General features: G+C 49.1%; 10 protein-coding genes. 4 read left to right on the top strand and 6 right to left on the bottom strand.

Going from position 1 to position 14,447, the window contains the following annotated elements:
• Window positions 1–225 precede the first annotated feature (225 nt).
• From ACQKPA_RS17310 to ACQKPA_RS17285, 6 genes are all read right to left on the bottom strand, one after another.
• Window positions 226–3,177 carry an FtsX-like permease family protein gene (locus tag ACQKPA_RS17310; RefSeq protein ID WP_427493821.1) on the bottom strand — a complete coding sequence of 984 codons (2,952 nt, stop codon included), beginning with the start codon at window positions 3,175–3,177 and terminating at the stop codon, window positions 226–228.
• 140 nt (window positions 3,178–3,317) lie between these two features.
• Entirely contained in the window at window positions 3,318–3,533 is a 216-nt protein-coding gene (locus ACQKPA_RS17305; protein WP_427493820.1) for a hypothetical protein, read from the bottom strand.
• A 10-nt stretch (window positions 3,534–3,543) separates the two neighbouring features.
• A complete protein-coding gene (locus ACQKPA_RS17300) occupies window positions 3,544–4,245 on the bottom strand; it encodes an ABC transporter ATP-binding protein (protein WP_427493819.1) in 702 nt (233 codons plus the stop codon).
• A gap of 374 nt (window positions 4,246–4,619) precedes the next feature.
• Window positions 4,620–5,627: a C45 family autoproteolytic acyltransferase/hydolase gene (locus tag ACQKPA_RS17295; protein ID WP_427493818.1), complete on the bottom strand. Its 1,008-nt coding sequence runs from the start codon at window positions 5,625–5,627 to the stop codon at window positions 4,620–4,622.
• 129 nt (window positions 5,628–5,756) lie between these two features.
• Complete coding sequence (locus ACQKPA_RS17290; protein WP_427493817.1) at window positions 5,757–6,239, bottom strand: SRPBCC family protein; 483 nt, start codon at window positions 6,237–6,239, stop codon at window positions 5,757–5,759.
• Window positions 6,240–6,305: 66 nt separating this feature from the next.
• Window positions 6,306–6,623 carry an ArsR/SmtB family transcription factor gene (locus ACQKPA_RS17285; protein WP_427493816.1) on the bottom strand — a complete coding sequence of 106 codons (318 nt, stop codon included), beginning with the start codon at window positions 6,621–6,623 and terminating at the stop codon, window positions 6,306–6,308.
• 117 nt (window positions 6,624–6,740) lie between these two features.
• Here ACQKPA_RS17285 and ACQKPA_RS17280 point away from each other — a divergent pair, with 117 nt between their 5' ends.
• The 4 genes from ACQKPA_RS17280 to ACQKPA_RS17265 all read left to right on the top strand — a co-directional run bounded on the left by ACQKPA_RS17280 (window position 6,741) and on the right by ACQKPA_RS17265 (window position 14,337).
• Complete coding sequence (locus tag ACQKPA_RS17280) at window positions 6,741–7,574, top strand: AraC family ligand binding domain-containing protein (RefSeq protein WP_427493815.1); 834 nt, start codon at window positions 6,741–6,743, stop codon at window positions 7,572–7,574.
• Window positions 7,575–7,656: 82 nt separating this feature from the next.
• On the top strand, window positions 7,657–8,622 hold the full coding sequence (locus ACQKPA_RS17275; RefSeq protein WP_427493814.1) for a proline dehydrogenase family protein: 966 nt from the start codon (window positions 7,657–7,659) through the stop codon (window positions 8,620–8,622).
• 173 nt (window positions 8,623–8,795) lie between these two features.
• A complete protein-coding gene (locus ACQKPA_RS17270) occupies window positions 8,796–12,272 on the top strand; it encodes a stalk domain-containing protein (protein ID WP_427493813.1) in 3,477 nt (1,158 codons plus the stop codon).
• A gap of 352 nt (window positions 12,273–12,624) precedes the next feature.
• Complete coding sequence (locus ACQKPA_RS17265; protein WP_427493812.1) at window positions 12,625–14,337, top strand: cellulase family glycosylhydrolase; 1,713 nt, start codon at window positions 12,625–12,627, stop codon at window positions 14,335–14,337.
• Window positions 14,338–14,447 lie beyond the last annotated feature (110 nt).

The raw sequence follows: 14,447 nt of genomic DNA, 5'->3' as shown, positions 1-14,447 counted from the left end.
GGTCTTCATGTAGTAGCAATATTAGTTCGTACAAGAAGCTGGATATGTCTATTATAATATATTTTCTCCTAGAACTTACCGGCTGATTAAAAATATCACGGGAATTCACATTCCAAAACGCAACTCCTGGCTTGTGCAGGAAGCTTTGCAAAGGAGATGAAAAAAAAGAGCCTATTCTTCAGGATTGTCTCCTCTCGAATAGGGCTCTCTTGTTGAAACATATATCTATTCCACCGATTTCAGCGCTTCAATCATATCAATCCGCTTTAGTTTGTAATGCATGGAGGCCATCACAATGGCCGAGAACAACAACGTCAGCAGTGCCGCATAGCCGTAACTGATTTCATGGATCGCGGGACTGAACATCATCGCATCCACTTCCGCGGTTAGGAGCACGAACCGGTGCAGGAACACGCCACACAGACTGCCCGCTATGATCCCCAGCACGGTCAGAATCATATTTTCACGATAAATGTACATGGTTACTTCCTTATCATAGAAGCCAAGCACCTTGATCGTTGACAGCTCCCGTATCCGCTCGGATACGTTAATATTCGTCAGATTGTACAGCACGACAAAGGCAAGTGCCGCAGCGGATACAATCAGGACAACCACCACGACATTCATGCTGTCCATCGTATCGCTGAAGGCATCGCTTACTCCGCTCGTGAAGCTGATCATTGCCACCCGATCGCTTGCGGTTAACGATTCACCAAGCTGGTCTTCCCACTCCGGATTATGACCGTTGTTGTCATACGCCAGCAATTGACTGTTCACTTCCGGCGCTGCATCAAAAATCTCTTCGTAATACAGCGGCGTCATATAGACGTAGTGCATGGCATAGTTCTCCGTTATCCCGGCTACACGTATTTCAAAGGGATCCTTGTCGCTGTTCTGGACAGTGAAAGTACTTCCCATCTTGAGATCAAACAGCTTGGCGAGCTTCTCGGTAATGATCGCACCGTCATCCGTGAGCGACAGCGTCTGCTCCTGCCCACGGGGTTTCAGGACGATGAACGAATCAATCTCCTGCGGAGATTGCGGCACGAACAAACTCACGTCCTGGGCATTCACTCCGGGGGCTGTCGCGGTCATCGCCTCTTGCGTCACATTCAGGATTCCTGTAATGTCCGGCATAGCCTCGATACGCTGGTTATAATCCTCCGCCATACCGCTGTCGCCGTTATCTTCTTGAAATACAACGGTCGCCTGATGCTGCATAATCTTGCCGTATTGCAGCGGCGCGATATCCCCAATGGAATCCTTGAGACCGAAACCGGTCAGAATCAGAGCCGTGCAGCCGGCAACGCCGCAGACGGTCATAAACATCCGCTGCTTGTAGCGGAACAGATTACGTGCCGTGACTTTCCCGATAAAGCCGAGCCGGTTCCACACCCAAGGCACTCGCTCCAGCCATATGCGGGATCCGTTCTTGGGCGCTCTGGGACGCATCAGGACCGAAGCGTTGCTTCGAAGTTCCACCCGCGTCGCCACAAAAGCGGTCATGGTCGTACAGAGCACGGCCACGATGATCGAGATGATGCTGTAGCTGAGATAAAATCGCGTTCTCACATCCGGCAGATTGTATAAAGCGCCGTAAGCATCATAGATAATAGCGGGAAACAAGGTGAAGCCGATAGCCAGTCCGGCTGCTGAGGCCGCAACACTGGCCAGCGTCGAATACACCAGGAATTTTTTCATCACATCCCGGTTACTGTATCCGAGTGCTTTCAAGGTACCGATCTGCAGCCGCTGCTCCTCAACCATCCGAGTCATCGTTGTCAGGCTGACGAGGGCGGCGATCAGGAAAAAGAAGACCGGGAATGCCGTAGCTATGGAAGATAAGCGGTCCGCATTATCGCTGTACTCGGTATAACCCGGATTGACGCTGCGGTCCATGACGTAGACTTTGGGCAGCTCGAGCTGATCCTGCTCCTTCTGTCCCTCCGCCACTTCCTTCTCGCCATCGGCAATTTCCCGCTTAGCCTTTACTTTTTCCTCACTAAATTTCTTTAGCCCCTCCTGGTATTTCTCCTGTCCACGGCTAAGCTCCGCTTTCGCATCCGCGAGCTTGGCTTCCCCTGCCTGTTTAGCAGCAGCAAGCTCCTCCGTTCCTTGCTTCAACGAAGCTTCACCCTGCACGAGCTGACGCTCGGCTTCCCGAAGCTTGGCTACTCCTTCTTTTAGTTGTGCCCGGGTTGCATCCAGCTTCTGCTGAGCGTGATCCAGCTGCAGCGAAGCTTCGTTTAAACCGCTCTGGAACGCAGAAACAGCCTTTTGCAAAGCAGCACCATCCAATGCTCCCTCCATGTAACCCGCAGTGGCTGCTCCCAGTTTCGGATCTGCTGCCTGAGCCGCTGAAAGCAGCTCTTGCCTCTGTTCTTCCGGTATGTCTTCCGGATCTAAACCGGAGATTTGCTGCAGCGCCCTCGCCAATTGCTGCCCTTGTGCCAGCTTTGGCACAAGCTCCAACTTCTGTTGATCCAGTTGACTTTGACCTGTCTTAAGCTGGGACTGACCTTGTTCCAACTGCTGATGATTCCGCTTCAGCTCCGCTCTGCCTTGGGCAAGCTTTTTTGCCGCGACATCCAGCTTGGCTTGTCCCTGTGCCAGCTCGGTTTGAAGTTTATTCACGCCATCGTGGTAGGATTGCTCTCCTTCATTCAGCTTGATCTTCGCTTCCTTTAACTCCTGCTCCGCATCGGTCAGCTGCTTCTTGGCCTCCTTGATTTTGTCCAAGGCCTCATTCAGCTTCTTCTGCCCCTCGGCACGAATCTCTGCCAGCCGCCGCTCCTGCGGCATGATCTTTAGTGCCAGTTCTACCGCTTCTTTGTGCCGTTTGATCTTCTCGTCATACTCAGACGTATAGGGAGCTGATGCAGCTGTGTTTTGGAATGTCAGGTAGGCTTCCGTATATACAGATAGCTTAAAGTCCTGTTCCGGTATAATGGCGAACACATCCGCAGTCCCCTTGCCAATGCCGCTCGTTCCCCGACTCATGCTGCTGATGAACAGCGGACTCTTCGCCCTTCCCACGACCGTATAAGTGAGGCGGTCAAACGTTTTCTTGAGATCGACTTCCTGATCCGGATTGGTAAAGGTAATCTGATCCCCCAGTTTAAATTCGTTCCCCCGATCTCCCGCGTCGATGACAATCTCTCCTGTGGCCTCCGGCATTCGACCTTCTGTAAGCACGTATTGATTCAGATTATTTCCTGGGTCATAGGAGAGGACCTTCGCGATCCGCCCGCTGTCACCGAGAAATACGTCTGCACCTCATCTACTCCGGCAATCAGCTTCAGCTTCTCGATATCGCTTTATTCGAGACCCAAGGTGGACTGAACTTTAAGATCCATCAGCTTTAAATCGCTATAGTAGTGATCCGCTGTGTCCAGCATATCTGGACCCGTGGCTTTTATCCCCGCAAAAAAACCGACGCCGAGCATAATAATGGCAAAAATGGACAGAAACCGCGCTTTTGTCCGCGATATTTCCCGGAAAATATCAGTCCACAACGCTCTTTTCTTCATCATATGTGTCTCCCTACCACTCGATGTTGTCTACAGAAACGGGGTTCCGATTCAAAACCATGTTTCGGACCTTGGCATTGTTGATCTCGATGACCCGATCCGCCATCGGCGTCAGGGCAGAATTATGCGTAATGACGATAACCGTCGTTCCGGTATGGCGGCAAGTGTCTTGGAGCAGCTTAAGCACCTGCTTCCCTGTATGATAATCAAGCGCACCCGTGGGTTCATCGCAGAGAAGCAGCTTCGGCTGCTTCGCGAGTGCCCTGGCAATCGCTACCCGCTGCTGTTCTCCTCCGGACAGCTGTGCCGGAAAATTGTTCAGACGATTACCCAGGCCGACATCCCGCAATACTTGCTCCGCATCCAGGGCCCGAGGAGAAATCTGCGAAGCCAGCTCCACATTTTCTTTTGTCGTCAGATTGGGAACCAGGTTATAAAATTGAAACACAAATCCGACGTCATTGCGCCGATAGCTCGTCAACTCCTTGCTGTTAAACCTGGCGATATCCGTTCCATCCACGAGTACTTGTCCCTTATCCGCCGTATCCATGCCGCCCAATATATTCAGCACCGTGGATTTGCCTGCACCGCTGGGACCGACAATGATCGCAAACTCGCCTTTTTCAATCTCTAGGCTGATTCCATCATTGGCTACAATGGTGGTCTCTCCCATTCGGTAGCGCTTATATTCATCCTTCATGCTCACAAAAGCCATGTGTACTCCACTCCCAACTCATGGTTGCAAAATCGGCTTGAATCGTTATGTAAACTAATGTAACCCAAAAGGGGGCTTATCCGGTGCTTTAGCCGTTGAGCCGTTCATCGTGATTGGATACGACCTTCGGCATGTGTCGTGATTGTGCTATACCTAGTATTTGTGTGTTTATCGTTGTTAGACTCCTTGTTTTCTGACGTTCATTCAATGAAATGATCCTTTAAAATCAGTGTAGCACAAACAAATCGGCCAAAGAAAACGCAGCCTCCCCCGCGATGGCAATGTCACAGAATGTTCCAAATTCGAAAGAGCCCGAACAGCACAAAAAAAGCGCTTCTCGTCTGAGAAGAAGCGCTTCTCTGATGGATTTATTGTTAATCGATATGCCCGGTCAGTATCGCTTCCTGAAGATCCTTGCCTTCGACCCAATCCCTGAACGAAAAATCGAGCACGTCGCCCTGAGCAAGCGAAGTCATGACCCTTCCTTCTTCGAAGGAGTACGAAAAGGTATGCAGCGTTCCGAACAAATCGTCGTAATCCGTAAAAAATATCGGGGACTTTCGGTCCTTAAACAAACCGAAAGCCTCGGTTTGGGTTAACTGTTCAGCATCCAAGCTATCGATATAACGTTTACGCCGAAGGGAATGCTCGATGGATGGCCTGTTTTTGCCCGGCAAAGCCTCATAATGGTTAACGCAGGCGATCGCCGCCTCCCCGCCCGCACGGGTAATCACTTGATCCGGACTTGCTTCCACAACGGCCATGTTCCCTCGTGCATCCCCTATGGAATAGTTATAACAAGCCGCATGGGGAATATGGCGAAGCATGTAAGACGCTTCTTCTACTGTACCGCATGACTCCAATATCATCCGAACACCGATCCATGGCGAAAGGCCCGCCTGGTATCCGTCAAAGCTGACAAAATGCAGCCCGGCAGCAAGCCCTTTTTCATTTACCCCGTCATGCCTGCCTAATGCCTGTAAATTATAGCCTGCGGTTGCCAACCCTTGATCGGCTTGAGCGGCAGTAAAATAACCGTCGTAAAACGCAGGCGTAAAATCGTAATTTCTTACGTAATACGAAGCGGTGATCATTGCCGAGCAGCCCATGGCCGCGATTTTCGGGACGTCATATCCGCCGAGAAGCGCTGCGGCTTTGGAAAAAGGCATTTCCAAGCCTTCCGCCAGTCCTTCAAGCTCCGATAACAGCTGCGGGGCAAACTCATTATAAATGCTCTTCAGTTGTTCCGTGTCGATCTCCGGCTTGGTGACCGCTTCGAAAGCTTTTAATATCGGTTGATTTCGCAGACGGCGACCCAGTTTTAGCCCATTATGATAGTTATCTTCTCTAAGCTGCAAGATGTGTACCGTGTAATCCGGCATTTTTACCCCTCCACCCAAGCGGTTTCCATATGGGAATATATCCCTAACCCGATTATAGATGCAATTCATCCATCTTCCAATAAAAAAGCTCCGACCCGGCATGTTTACGTACTGGGTCGGAGCAGATTGTTATTCACGCGGCAATTGTTTAAATACTTGAACGTATTGCTCGTATTTTTCCGACCAGGCGTCCTTGCGCGATTCAAGCGTTCTGCCATCCAGCAGTGCTTCAATGACGTCCAGACATACGTCCCAACCGGCAATATCCTTCGGTGTATGATCCGTAATTTTCGTTATCGTCTCGATCAGTACCAGACGACAGCCTTCGGCCTCGGGATGCAGCTCAAAACGCACCCGGTCCTCTCCCCACGTATACTCCAGTACCGATAACTCCCGATAATCCGTAATTTCAAATTCCTCGAACGTTCCATCCTGCAAGTCAAATGTAATTCTTCCGCCTTGACACAAATCTTCCACCTTCAGCTCCGAGAACCACTGTGTGAGCTTGTCATTATCCGTCAGATAGGACCACACCTTCTCAACCGAATGCTTCAGGCGGCGTTCCAATCGGACGGTCGTTCCGAACTCGTCTTGCTGTACTACTGCCAGCATTTTTTCATCCTCCTTAGTAATGTTTTATTCAAAAATGGATCTTCCAATCAAACTACATTAGGATGTTTAAGGAGATTCATCCTCATCCAGCAGCCTCTCCAGATCATCCAGCTTATTCGTCCAGAACTGCCGGTAAGGCTCCAGCCAGTGATGGATTTCCTCCAGAGGCTTGGCATTCAGGCTGTACACATGCCTTTGTGCCTCTTTCCGCAGCGAGACAAGACCGGCTTCTCGCAAAATGCGCAAATGCTTGGATACGCCTGGTTGGCTGAGCTGCATGAGATCTACAATCTCGCCCACCGTGCACTCTTTCAGGCGCAGGTAGTCCAATATCGTCCTGCGATTCGGTTCTGCCAATACTTCAAAAAGGTTATCGTTCAACATGTTTATTATATTACTTTATAGTTATATTTCTGTAAAGTTATATACAAATATGGACGGATCTTTGAACAAACATAACGCCTTCCTTATAATGAATCTATTGATGTTTGAAGGAAAGGAATGACGGAAATGCCCGATATCACTTTTTTGCGTGATCCTGACCTGCCGTTTCTCGAAATCAAAGAATGCGATACTATAGACAATCTTTCTTATAAGAAGCATTTTCACGAAGAAATTTCCATTGGCCTCATTGAAAAGGGAGCCACCCGCGTATGGTCGGCCGGGAAACGATTTGAGGCTGCCCAGGGGCATATTGTGCATTTTCCGCCGCTGCTCCCTCATGCCTGTCATCCCGAGAATCCTGCAAACTGGAAGTACACGATGATTTTTATCCATCCCCGGTGGCTCGGTCAAACCTCTTCGGACTATGATTCCAAGTACCATCAACCCCATGTGCCCATCCTGCATCCGAAATATCAAAACGAACGATCCCGTTATCTGATCCGTTCCTGCAGGACACTGCTTCAGCAAAATGCCACTCCCCTCGAAGTGGAGTCCGTGCTTATGACATTCATGCGGGAGACGGGTCTCCTTCAAGAGGAAGCCGCTTTGGCGTCTAGCGGCAGCGCTCATCAATCCCCGGCTATTCTCCGAGTGAAGCAGTATCTGGATCATCATTATAAAGATCGCATTACACTTGATATTCTGCAAGGCATCTCCGGAGTCAGCAAATTCCACCTGATTCGGATGTTTGCAGAATCCTATCATCTAGCTCCCCACGCTTATCAGAATTTATTGCGCATCAATTACGCCAAAGAGCAGTTACTTCAAGGAAAAGCCATAGCCGACGTTGCTGTGGAGACCGGGTTTTACGATCAGAGCCATTTCACGAGAGCTTTTGCCGGGTGCGTAGGGACAACGCCTCTTCGGTATGCAAAAGCAGCGACATCTTAAACAAACCGCAATTTTATACAAGACCCCCTCGCCTATACGTTGATAGAATCACAGAAGATCTTAATCAAACGAGGTGTTTAACTTGAACGATTCATTAACGGATGCGGCTTTTGCCGACGCTTTGAAGTCAGTCGCCCGTAACCTGCAACTCAAACAGTACGTCCAGCAATCCGCCGAATGGTATCCGATCCTGCTGCGTGCAGCAGAGCGTTTTGTCACGGGCGATGTGCTGGAACAAGGTTTGTCATGTCGGGATGCTCTGGACGCCAAAGGTTATCGCACTTCGCTGGAGTATATCGGGGAGAACACGCTGACCGAGGCGGAATGCACGCAGGCTTTCCTGGAGTTTACTAAGTTAATTGAAGCTTGTGCGGAACAGAGGACAGGAACCCGCATTTCACTCGACCTGTCCCACATCGGATTATCGGTAGACGAGGAATTGGCATACCGGCATCTTCTTGAACTGGCTCGCCGAGCCGAGGAAGCTGGATTGGAGCTGGTCATCAGTATGGAGGAATCCGCCAAAACGGATGCCATCCTTAAACTGTACAGAAAAGCTTCGGCCCAATACACGAATGTCGGTATTACTTTGCAAGCGCAGCTCCCGCGAACGATGGAAGATCTCGAAAGAATTCTTAGCGACGGCTCCGGCACGATCCGCATCGTGAAGGGCGCTTATCAGGAACAAGAGGGGCACTATATTCCCCGTTCGGAGATGCTGACTTCGAGGTATGTACAAATGGTGGATTTATGCGTTCAAGCAGGCAGGCCCGTATCGGTCGCCACCCATGATGAAAGGATCCTGCGGCATATGACCAGCAACGAAATGTATCGCATTTCAGCCATCGAGCTTGAAATGCTGTATGGCATACGTCCGGACCTGTCCAGACAAATGAAAGCTGACGGCTTCCCTATTCGGATTTATCTGACTTACGGTGAAGAATGGTTTCTGTACCTGTGCCACCGGATAGCCGAGCACCCGCCGAATATATATGATGCAGTGACCCGGTCGATCCTGGGCGGCACCGATACAATTAAACAATATTGATCAACATCAGCAGGGAAGAAACGGCAGAAACACGCTGTTTCTTTCTTTTTTATGACCAGGTACTAAAAAATATTTTCGGATTGCCGATGTTATAGTTGAAACTTTATTCTAGGCCAATGCGTCATATTGTAGAGGAAAATAATAACAAATCTAAATTTCAGGAGGTTGAGTGTGTGAAAAGAATATGGACTGCCTTGCTAGCAGCTATACTGTTAATCCCCATGACATTCCAATCGCAGGTACAGGCGGCAGTGAACATCAGCGTCTTGATTGACGGCGTCAAGCTGTATACGCCTCAAGCACCTGTCATGATCCAAGGACGCGTCATGCTTCCGATGAGATCCATCTTCGAAGCCTTGGATGCATCGGTTAAATGGAATCAAAAAACGAAAACCGTCACAGCGACCAAGGATGGCACAACCGTCATTCTAAAAATCAACTCCAAGACGGCCACCATCAATAACAAGACGGTAGCGCTGGATGTTCCGGCGAAAAACTTAAAAGGCAATACCATGGTGCCGGTACGCTTCGTAAGTGAAGCCCTCGGCCAAAAAATCGGCTGGAATTCCAAAACGAAAACGGTCACCGTCAAAACAACGAACAATTCAGGCGGCGGAAATAATACCGGTATCGTGCCTGTAAATTATGTGACGCTTCGGGACATTGGTAATGCCGGCGACGGCCGCGATCTGCAGGTGAGCTTCTCCAAATCATCCACCGAGTCTTTAATTTCACATTACCGGGTGATGATTGTAAAGCAGTCCAAGACGTTAAACCAATCTGAGGCACAGCGCGTGTCCTCGGCAGCTTACACAACGGTGTACCCGTCCGGCTCGGATCCGACGCTGACCCTAACGTCGGGCTCAAGGGATGTGGATAATGATCTGATCCGCGATAACCAGGCTTATAAAGCCTACGTATTGGCAGTCAGCAAAACAGGCGGCACATATGCCCTTTCCTCGGCTTCGCCGTCGTTGACGCTGACCAACACCAATTCAGTAAACGGGGCAACCAACGTGAAGGTAAGCGATGTGAGCGACTATGGAGATGGCCGTGATCTGCAGGTCAGCTTCACGCGTGCCCAGAATGAGAGCAATGTAACCAACTATCGCGTGTTTGCGGTAAAAACGAAGGATGCTGCCAAGTTTAATCTGGCGGCTGCCAAATCCGTTCAAAGCCAAAATTACACGACGGTAAGTAAAACCAGCACGACGAATACAACGCTGTCCACGACGCTGAGTTCTTCCGCTCGTGATACGTCAGGGGAGCTTATCCGCAGCGGAGTCGCTTACACCGTGTTCGTCCAGTCTGTGAGCAGCAATGAGAACGTACTTGCAAGCAACCTGTCTTCAGGTTCGTCTTCAATCACCCTCAGCACGGGTAATTCAACGGTTCCTTTCATTACCCAGGTGACGGATATCGCTGATTTCGGTGATGGCCGTGATCTTCGCGTAAGCTTTAACAAGGTTTCCAACGAATCCAACATTCACTCTTATCGCGTGTTTGTCGTAAAGGACAGCAATTATAACAGCTTCAACTTAAGTAAAGCCAATACCGCCTCCAGCTACAACTACTATACCCATGTCAACAAAACCGGCAATAACATTAACAACTTGACGCTTGCATCGGGTGCCAGAGATGTGGATGGAGCCACGATTCGTAGCGGCGTGTACTATCGCGTATTCGTCATGGCCTTTGACAACAATAACGCCAATAACAACGTGCTGTCCGCTCCATCAAGCTCCATCATCTTGAGTTCCAGCTACAATGTGGGCGCGGTTACCAGCCTGTCTGTCACCGACGTGAACAACTACAATGACGGACGTGATCTGCAGGTGTCATTCTACCGCCCGTCCGATCAATCGAATATTAGCCATTACCAGGTATTCGTCGTAAAATCATCCGATAGTTATTTTGATCTGCACAGAGCAACCTACTTAAACAGCTATTATTATACGCAAATCAGCAAGAACAACAGCAGCAGCAACTACATGACGCAAGTGCTGAATTCGAGCAGTCGCGATATCGACGGAGAGCTGATTCGCAATGGCGTCAGCTATCGCGTCTATGTCCTGTCCGCAGGATATTCGACCAATAACAATGCATTGTCCGATTATGCATCCATTACGCTTGGGCAAAACAATCAGAATGTAAACCCTGTTTCTACGCCAACGTTGACACTGAACGGCAACAACGGAAACGGAAGCGATCTGAGAGTCGCCTTCAGTCCCGCTTATGGCGAAAGCTACATCGATCATTACCGGATTCTCGTCGTGAAGTCAAACAAAAGCCTGAACGTGTCGCAAGCTTACAACAACGGGAATTACACCACGGTTAACAAAACCGGCGGCACCATCACTCGGGATTTGACTAGCACGACCAAGGATTCCGACGGGGATCTCATTCAAAGAGGTTTAAGCTACCGCGTGTACGTCTTATCTAGAGGCAACAGCTATTCGAATTACAGCAATGCTCTATCATCGGTCTCTAATGCCGTTACGATTCAAGGCGTGACCCAGGTAGCAGCCGTAAAGGACGTTACGGTTGCTGATGCAGGCGACAACAATAACGCAAGCGACTTGAAAGTCTCGTTTACCAAGGCTGCGAATGAATCCAACATCAAGGAATACCGTATCATGGTCGTGAAGCAAGAAAACGCTGGTAATTTTAATTTAAATCAAGCTAACAGTGTAGCTTCTGGCAACTTTGATCGTGTACCGGTCGGCGACAATTTCAATAACGTTCTGAGACCTGGAACAAACGATGTTGAAGGTCAGCCAATTCGCAATTTGGTGGACTATCAAGTATTCGTATTGTCCGTAAGCAACAATGGTTCAACAAGCAGTGCCCTGTCGGCACCATCTGCGCCGATTAAGCTTACGGGTACCGCTGTAACGGTTCCTTCGGATGTATATGCCGGGATTGAAAGCACCAACGGGAATGGCAGTGATATTGTAGTCAAATTCTCGGCCGCTACAGGAAGCATTAAAGAATATCGAATCATGGTGGTACCAGCCAACAAAAAATTTGGCGATTTTGAAGCAAATAATGTACCGCTTGGAAACTACACAATAGTTAATGTCGATTCCAGCCAGAAACAATATGTAAAAAACTTGGAGGCTACAACGAAAGACGTCAATGGTGCAGTCATTGCATCTGGCCAAAAGTACAGTGTATTCATCCTGGCTGTTGCCGATGGCACTGTTTCTACCAGCAATACTCTGTCCGATTCTTCTGATGTGTTTACGATCCCGAATCCGACCCGAGCAACGGGCGTTACAGCCAAGTTGGATGCAAGCGGGAAGCTTCAAGTCGATTTCAAGAAGGCGATCGATGAGCGCAGCATTACGGCTTACCGCCTATTGTTTGTAGAGAAAGATAACATCAAGACCTTCAATCTTAAAGCAGCAACGGACGCCGCTGCCAAAGAGGATAAAAACGCAACAATAAAACCCGATGGCAAAGATATCTCGGCTCTGATTGAAATCCCTGCCAAAGATGCCTTCGGTAAAGACATTAAAGACAATACGGAATATGCCGTTTATGTCCTGTCCGTGCTGTCCAAAGACAAGAAAATCGCTTCGAGTGCTCCATCCGCAACACCTTTATCCGAAGCATCCAAAACGCTTGTATTAGTTAAAAAACCTTAGTCGAAGGTAGAATACCAACCTTCTCTAACATAAAGAGCTGTTCCTCCGGTCAAATTTGACCATGGGGAACAGCTCTTTTTTCACCCCTTCCTCCACCAAGCCCCACTCCTGGAACTACCTGCATCTTATAACTAATTTTCACATGATTTTATGACGAATTGTCCGGGTACTTCCAAATGGGAAAATATGATAATTTATAAACAGGAAAGCGCTTTCAATATATAATTGGAGGTGAACGTCTGCTCTGAATCCTTTCGTAACAACTAGAACCTCAACACCCGACAGATACCTCACACGAAGTCACTCTAGTTAAAACATCGATTTACAACTTTCATTACAAAAGGAGCTGCTAATGATAAACCTGAATAAGAAATCCCTATGTTCCTTGGCACTTATCGCTGTTCTGGTCCTTTCACTATTCCCATCCTTTGCATCCGCTGCGAAAAACGAACATTCAAGGTCTCCAAAGAAAAATCCCCAAGCCTTCGTCAATGATATGCAGCCCGGCTGGAACCTTGGCAATTCGCTGGACGCCGTGGGAGCAGACGAAACAGCATGGGGGAATCCGCGCATCACCAAAGCTTTGATCAACCAAATCGCGGCACAGGGATATAAGAGCATCCGCATTCCGGTAACCTGGAACAACCATATCGGCAGCGGGCCGAACTATACCATCGACGCTGCTTACATGGACCGCGTCGAGGAGGTTGTCGATTGGGCGCTTAAAGCCGATCTATATGTCATGATCAATGTCCATCACGATTCTTGGCTTTGGATTAGCCATATGGAGAACAATCGCAATGAGGTCGTTGCCAAGTACAACGCCGTGTGGACTCAAGTTGCCCATCGCTTCCGGAACCATTCCAACAAACTGATGTTTGAAAGCGTCAATGAACCTCGTTTCTCGGATGGCGGGACCACCGATGAGAAGAAAGCATTTCAGATGCTGGATGAACTTCATGTGTCATTCCATCAGATCGTCCGCGGCTCTGGAGCACGCAACGCAACCCGGCCGCTTGTGCTATCTACCCTGGAGGCCTCTCCAACCCAGGAGAGAATGAACGAACTATATAACACCATGACGAAGCTGAATGACTCCAATCTCATTGCCACAGTCCATTATTATGGATTTTGGCCGTTCAGTGTGAACATCGCGGGTTATACCCGTTTTGAGACGGTTACCCGGAACGATATCGATCAAACATTCAACAATGTGTATAACACCTTTATCGCAAGAGGGATTCCTGTCATCCTGGGTGAATACGGACTTCTTGGCTTCGATCAGAGCACGGGAGTCATTGAGCAGGGAGAGAAACTGAAGTTCTTCGAGTATCTAACCTATTATCTCAAACAGAAGAACATTACCCATATGCTATGGGACAACGGCCAGCACTTTAAGCGAACCGCTTTTACCTGGTCCGATCCGGAGCTGTACAACATCATGAAGGCGGGTTGGAGCGGGCGCTCTTCCACGGCTGATACCGATCTGGTCTTCGTAAAAAAAGGAGCTGCCATCCAGAATAAGAGCATCCCTTTGAACTTAAACGGCAACACGTTAACCGAAGTCCGTACAAACGGACAGCTGCTAGTTGCCGGGCAGGATTATACGCTTAACGGAAATGCGATCACGTTTACATCCAGCCTGCTGACCAGACTGACTTCATCCGGCCAATTCGGCGTGAATGCTGTATTGACGGCCAAATTCAACCGCGGTGCGGACTGGAATTTCAGGGTCATCTTCCATGATAAGCCTGAGCTGCGTAACACGCAGGGTACAACCGATTCGTTCAGCATTCCAACGACATTCAACGGAGATCAGCTAGCCACGATGGAGGCGGTATACGCGACGGGAGGCAATGCAGGACCGCAGGACTGGACCTCCTTCAAAGAGTTTGAATATACGTTCTCCCCTTCCTACTCGACCGGTGAAATCAAGCTCAAGCCTACCTTTTTTAGTGAGGTCAGAGACGGAGAAGTGATCCTCAAGTTCCATTTCTGGAGCGGTGAGGTTATCACCTACAATCTTACGAAAAGCGGAAGCAGCGTAACCGGTAACGCCTCTTAGGACATCTTATATAACATTAACGGCCTGTCGGGAGCCTTCCCGCAGGCCGTTTTGCATTCACTACGGCTGCACCCCTCATACACGCGACGGCAGATGAGCAGCTGCAAACT

Source organism: Paenibacillus sp. NPDC093718, from assembly GCF_050279985.1.
Lineage (GTDB): Bacteria > Bacillota > Bacilli > Paenibacillales > Paenibacillaceae > Paenibacillus_AQ.
Note: the sequence above shows the minus strand (reverse complement) of the source record. Positions and strands in the feature narration are given on the sequence as shown.

Bases quoted from the DNA above. Each gene is read 5' to 3' on its own strand.
- ACQKPA_RS17310 (WP_427493821.1), bottom strand. From the start codon at position 3,177: ATGCCGGAGGCCACAGGAGAGATTGTCATCGACGCGGGAGATCGGGGG.
- ACQKPA_RS17305 (WP_427493820.1), bottom strand. From the start codon at position 3,533: ATGATGAAGAAAAGAGCGTTGTGGACTGATATTTTCCGGGAAATATCG.
- ACQKPA_RS17300 (WP_427493819.1), bottom strand. From the start codon at position 4,245: ATGGCTTTTGTGAGCATGAAGGATGAATATAAGCGCTACCGAATGGGA.
- ACQKPA_RS17295 (WP_427493818.1), bottom strand. From the start codon at position 5,627: ATGCCGGATTACACGGTACACATCTTGCAGCTTAGAGAAGATAACTAT.
- ACQKPA_RS17290 (WP_427493817.1), bottom strand. From the start codon at position 6,239: ATGCTGGCAGTAGTACAGCAAGACGAGTTCGGAACGACCGTCCGATTG.
- ACQKPA_RS17285 (WP_427493816.1), bottom strand. From the start codon at position 6,623: ATGTTGAACGATAACCTTTTTGAAGTATTGGCAGAACCGAATCGCAGG.
- ACQKPA_RS17280 (WP_427493815.1), top strand. From the start codon at position 6,741: ATGACGGAAATGCCCGATATCACTTTTTTGCGTGATCCTGACCTGCCG.
- ACQKPA_RS17265 (WP_427493812.1), top strand. From the start codon at position 12,625: ATGATAAACCTGAATAAGAAATCCCTATGTTCCTTGGCACTTATCGCT.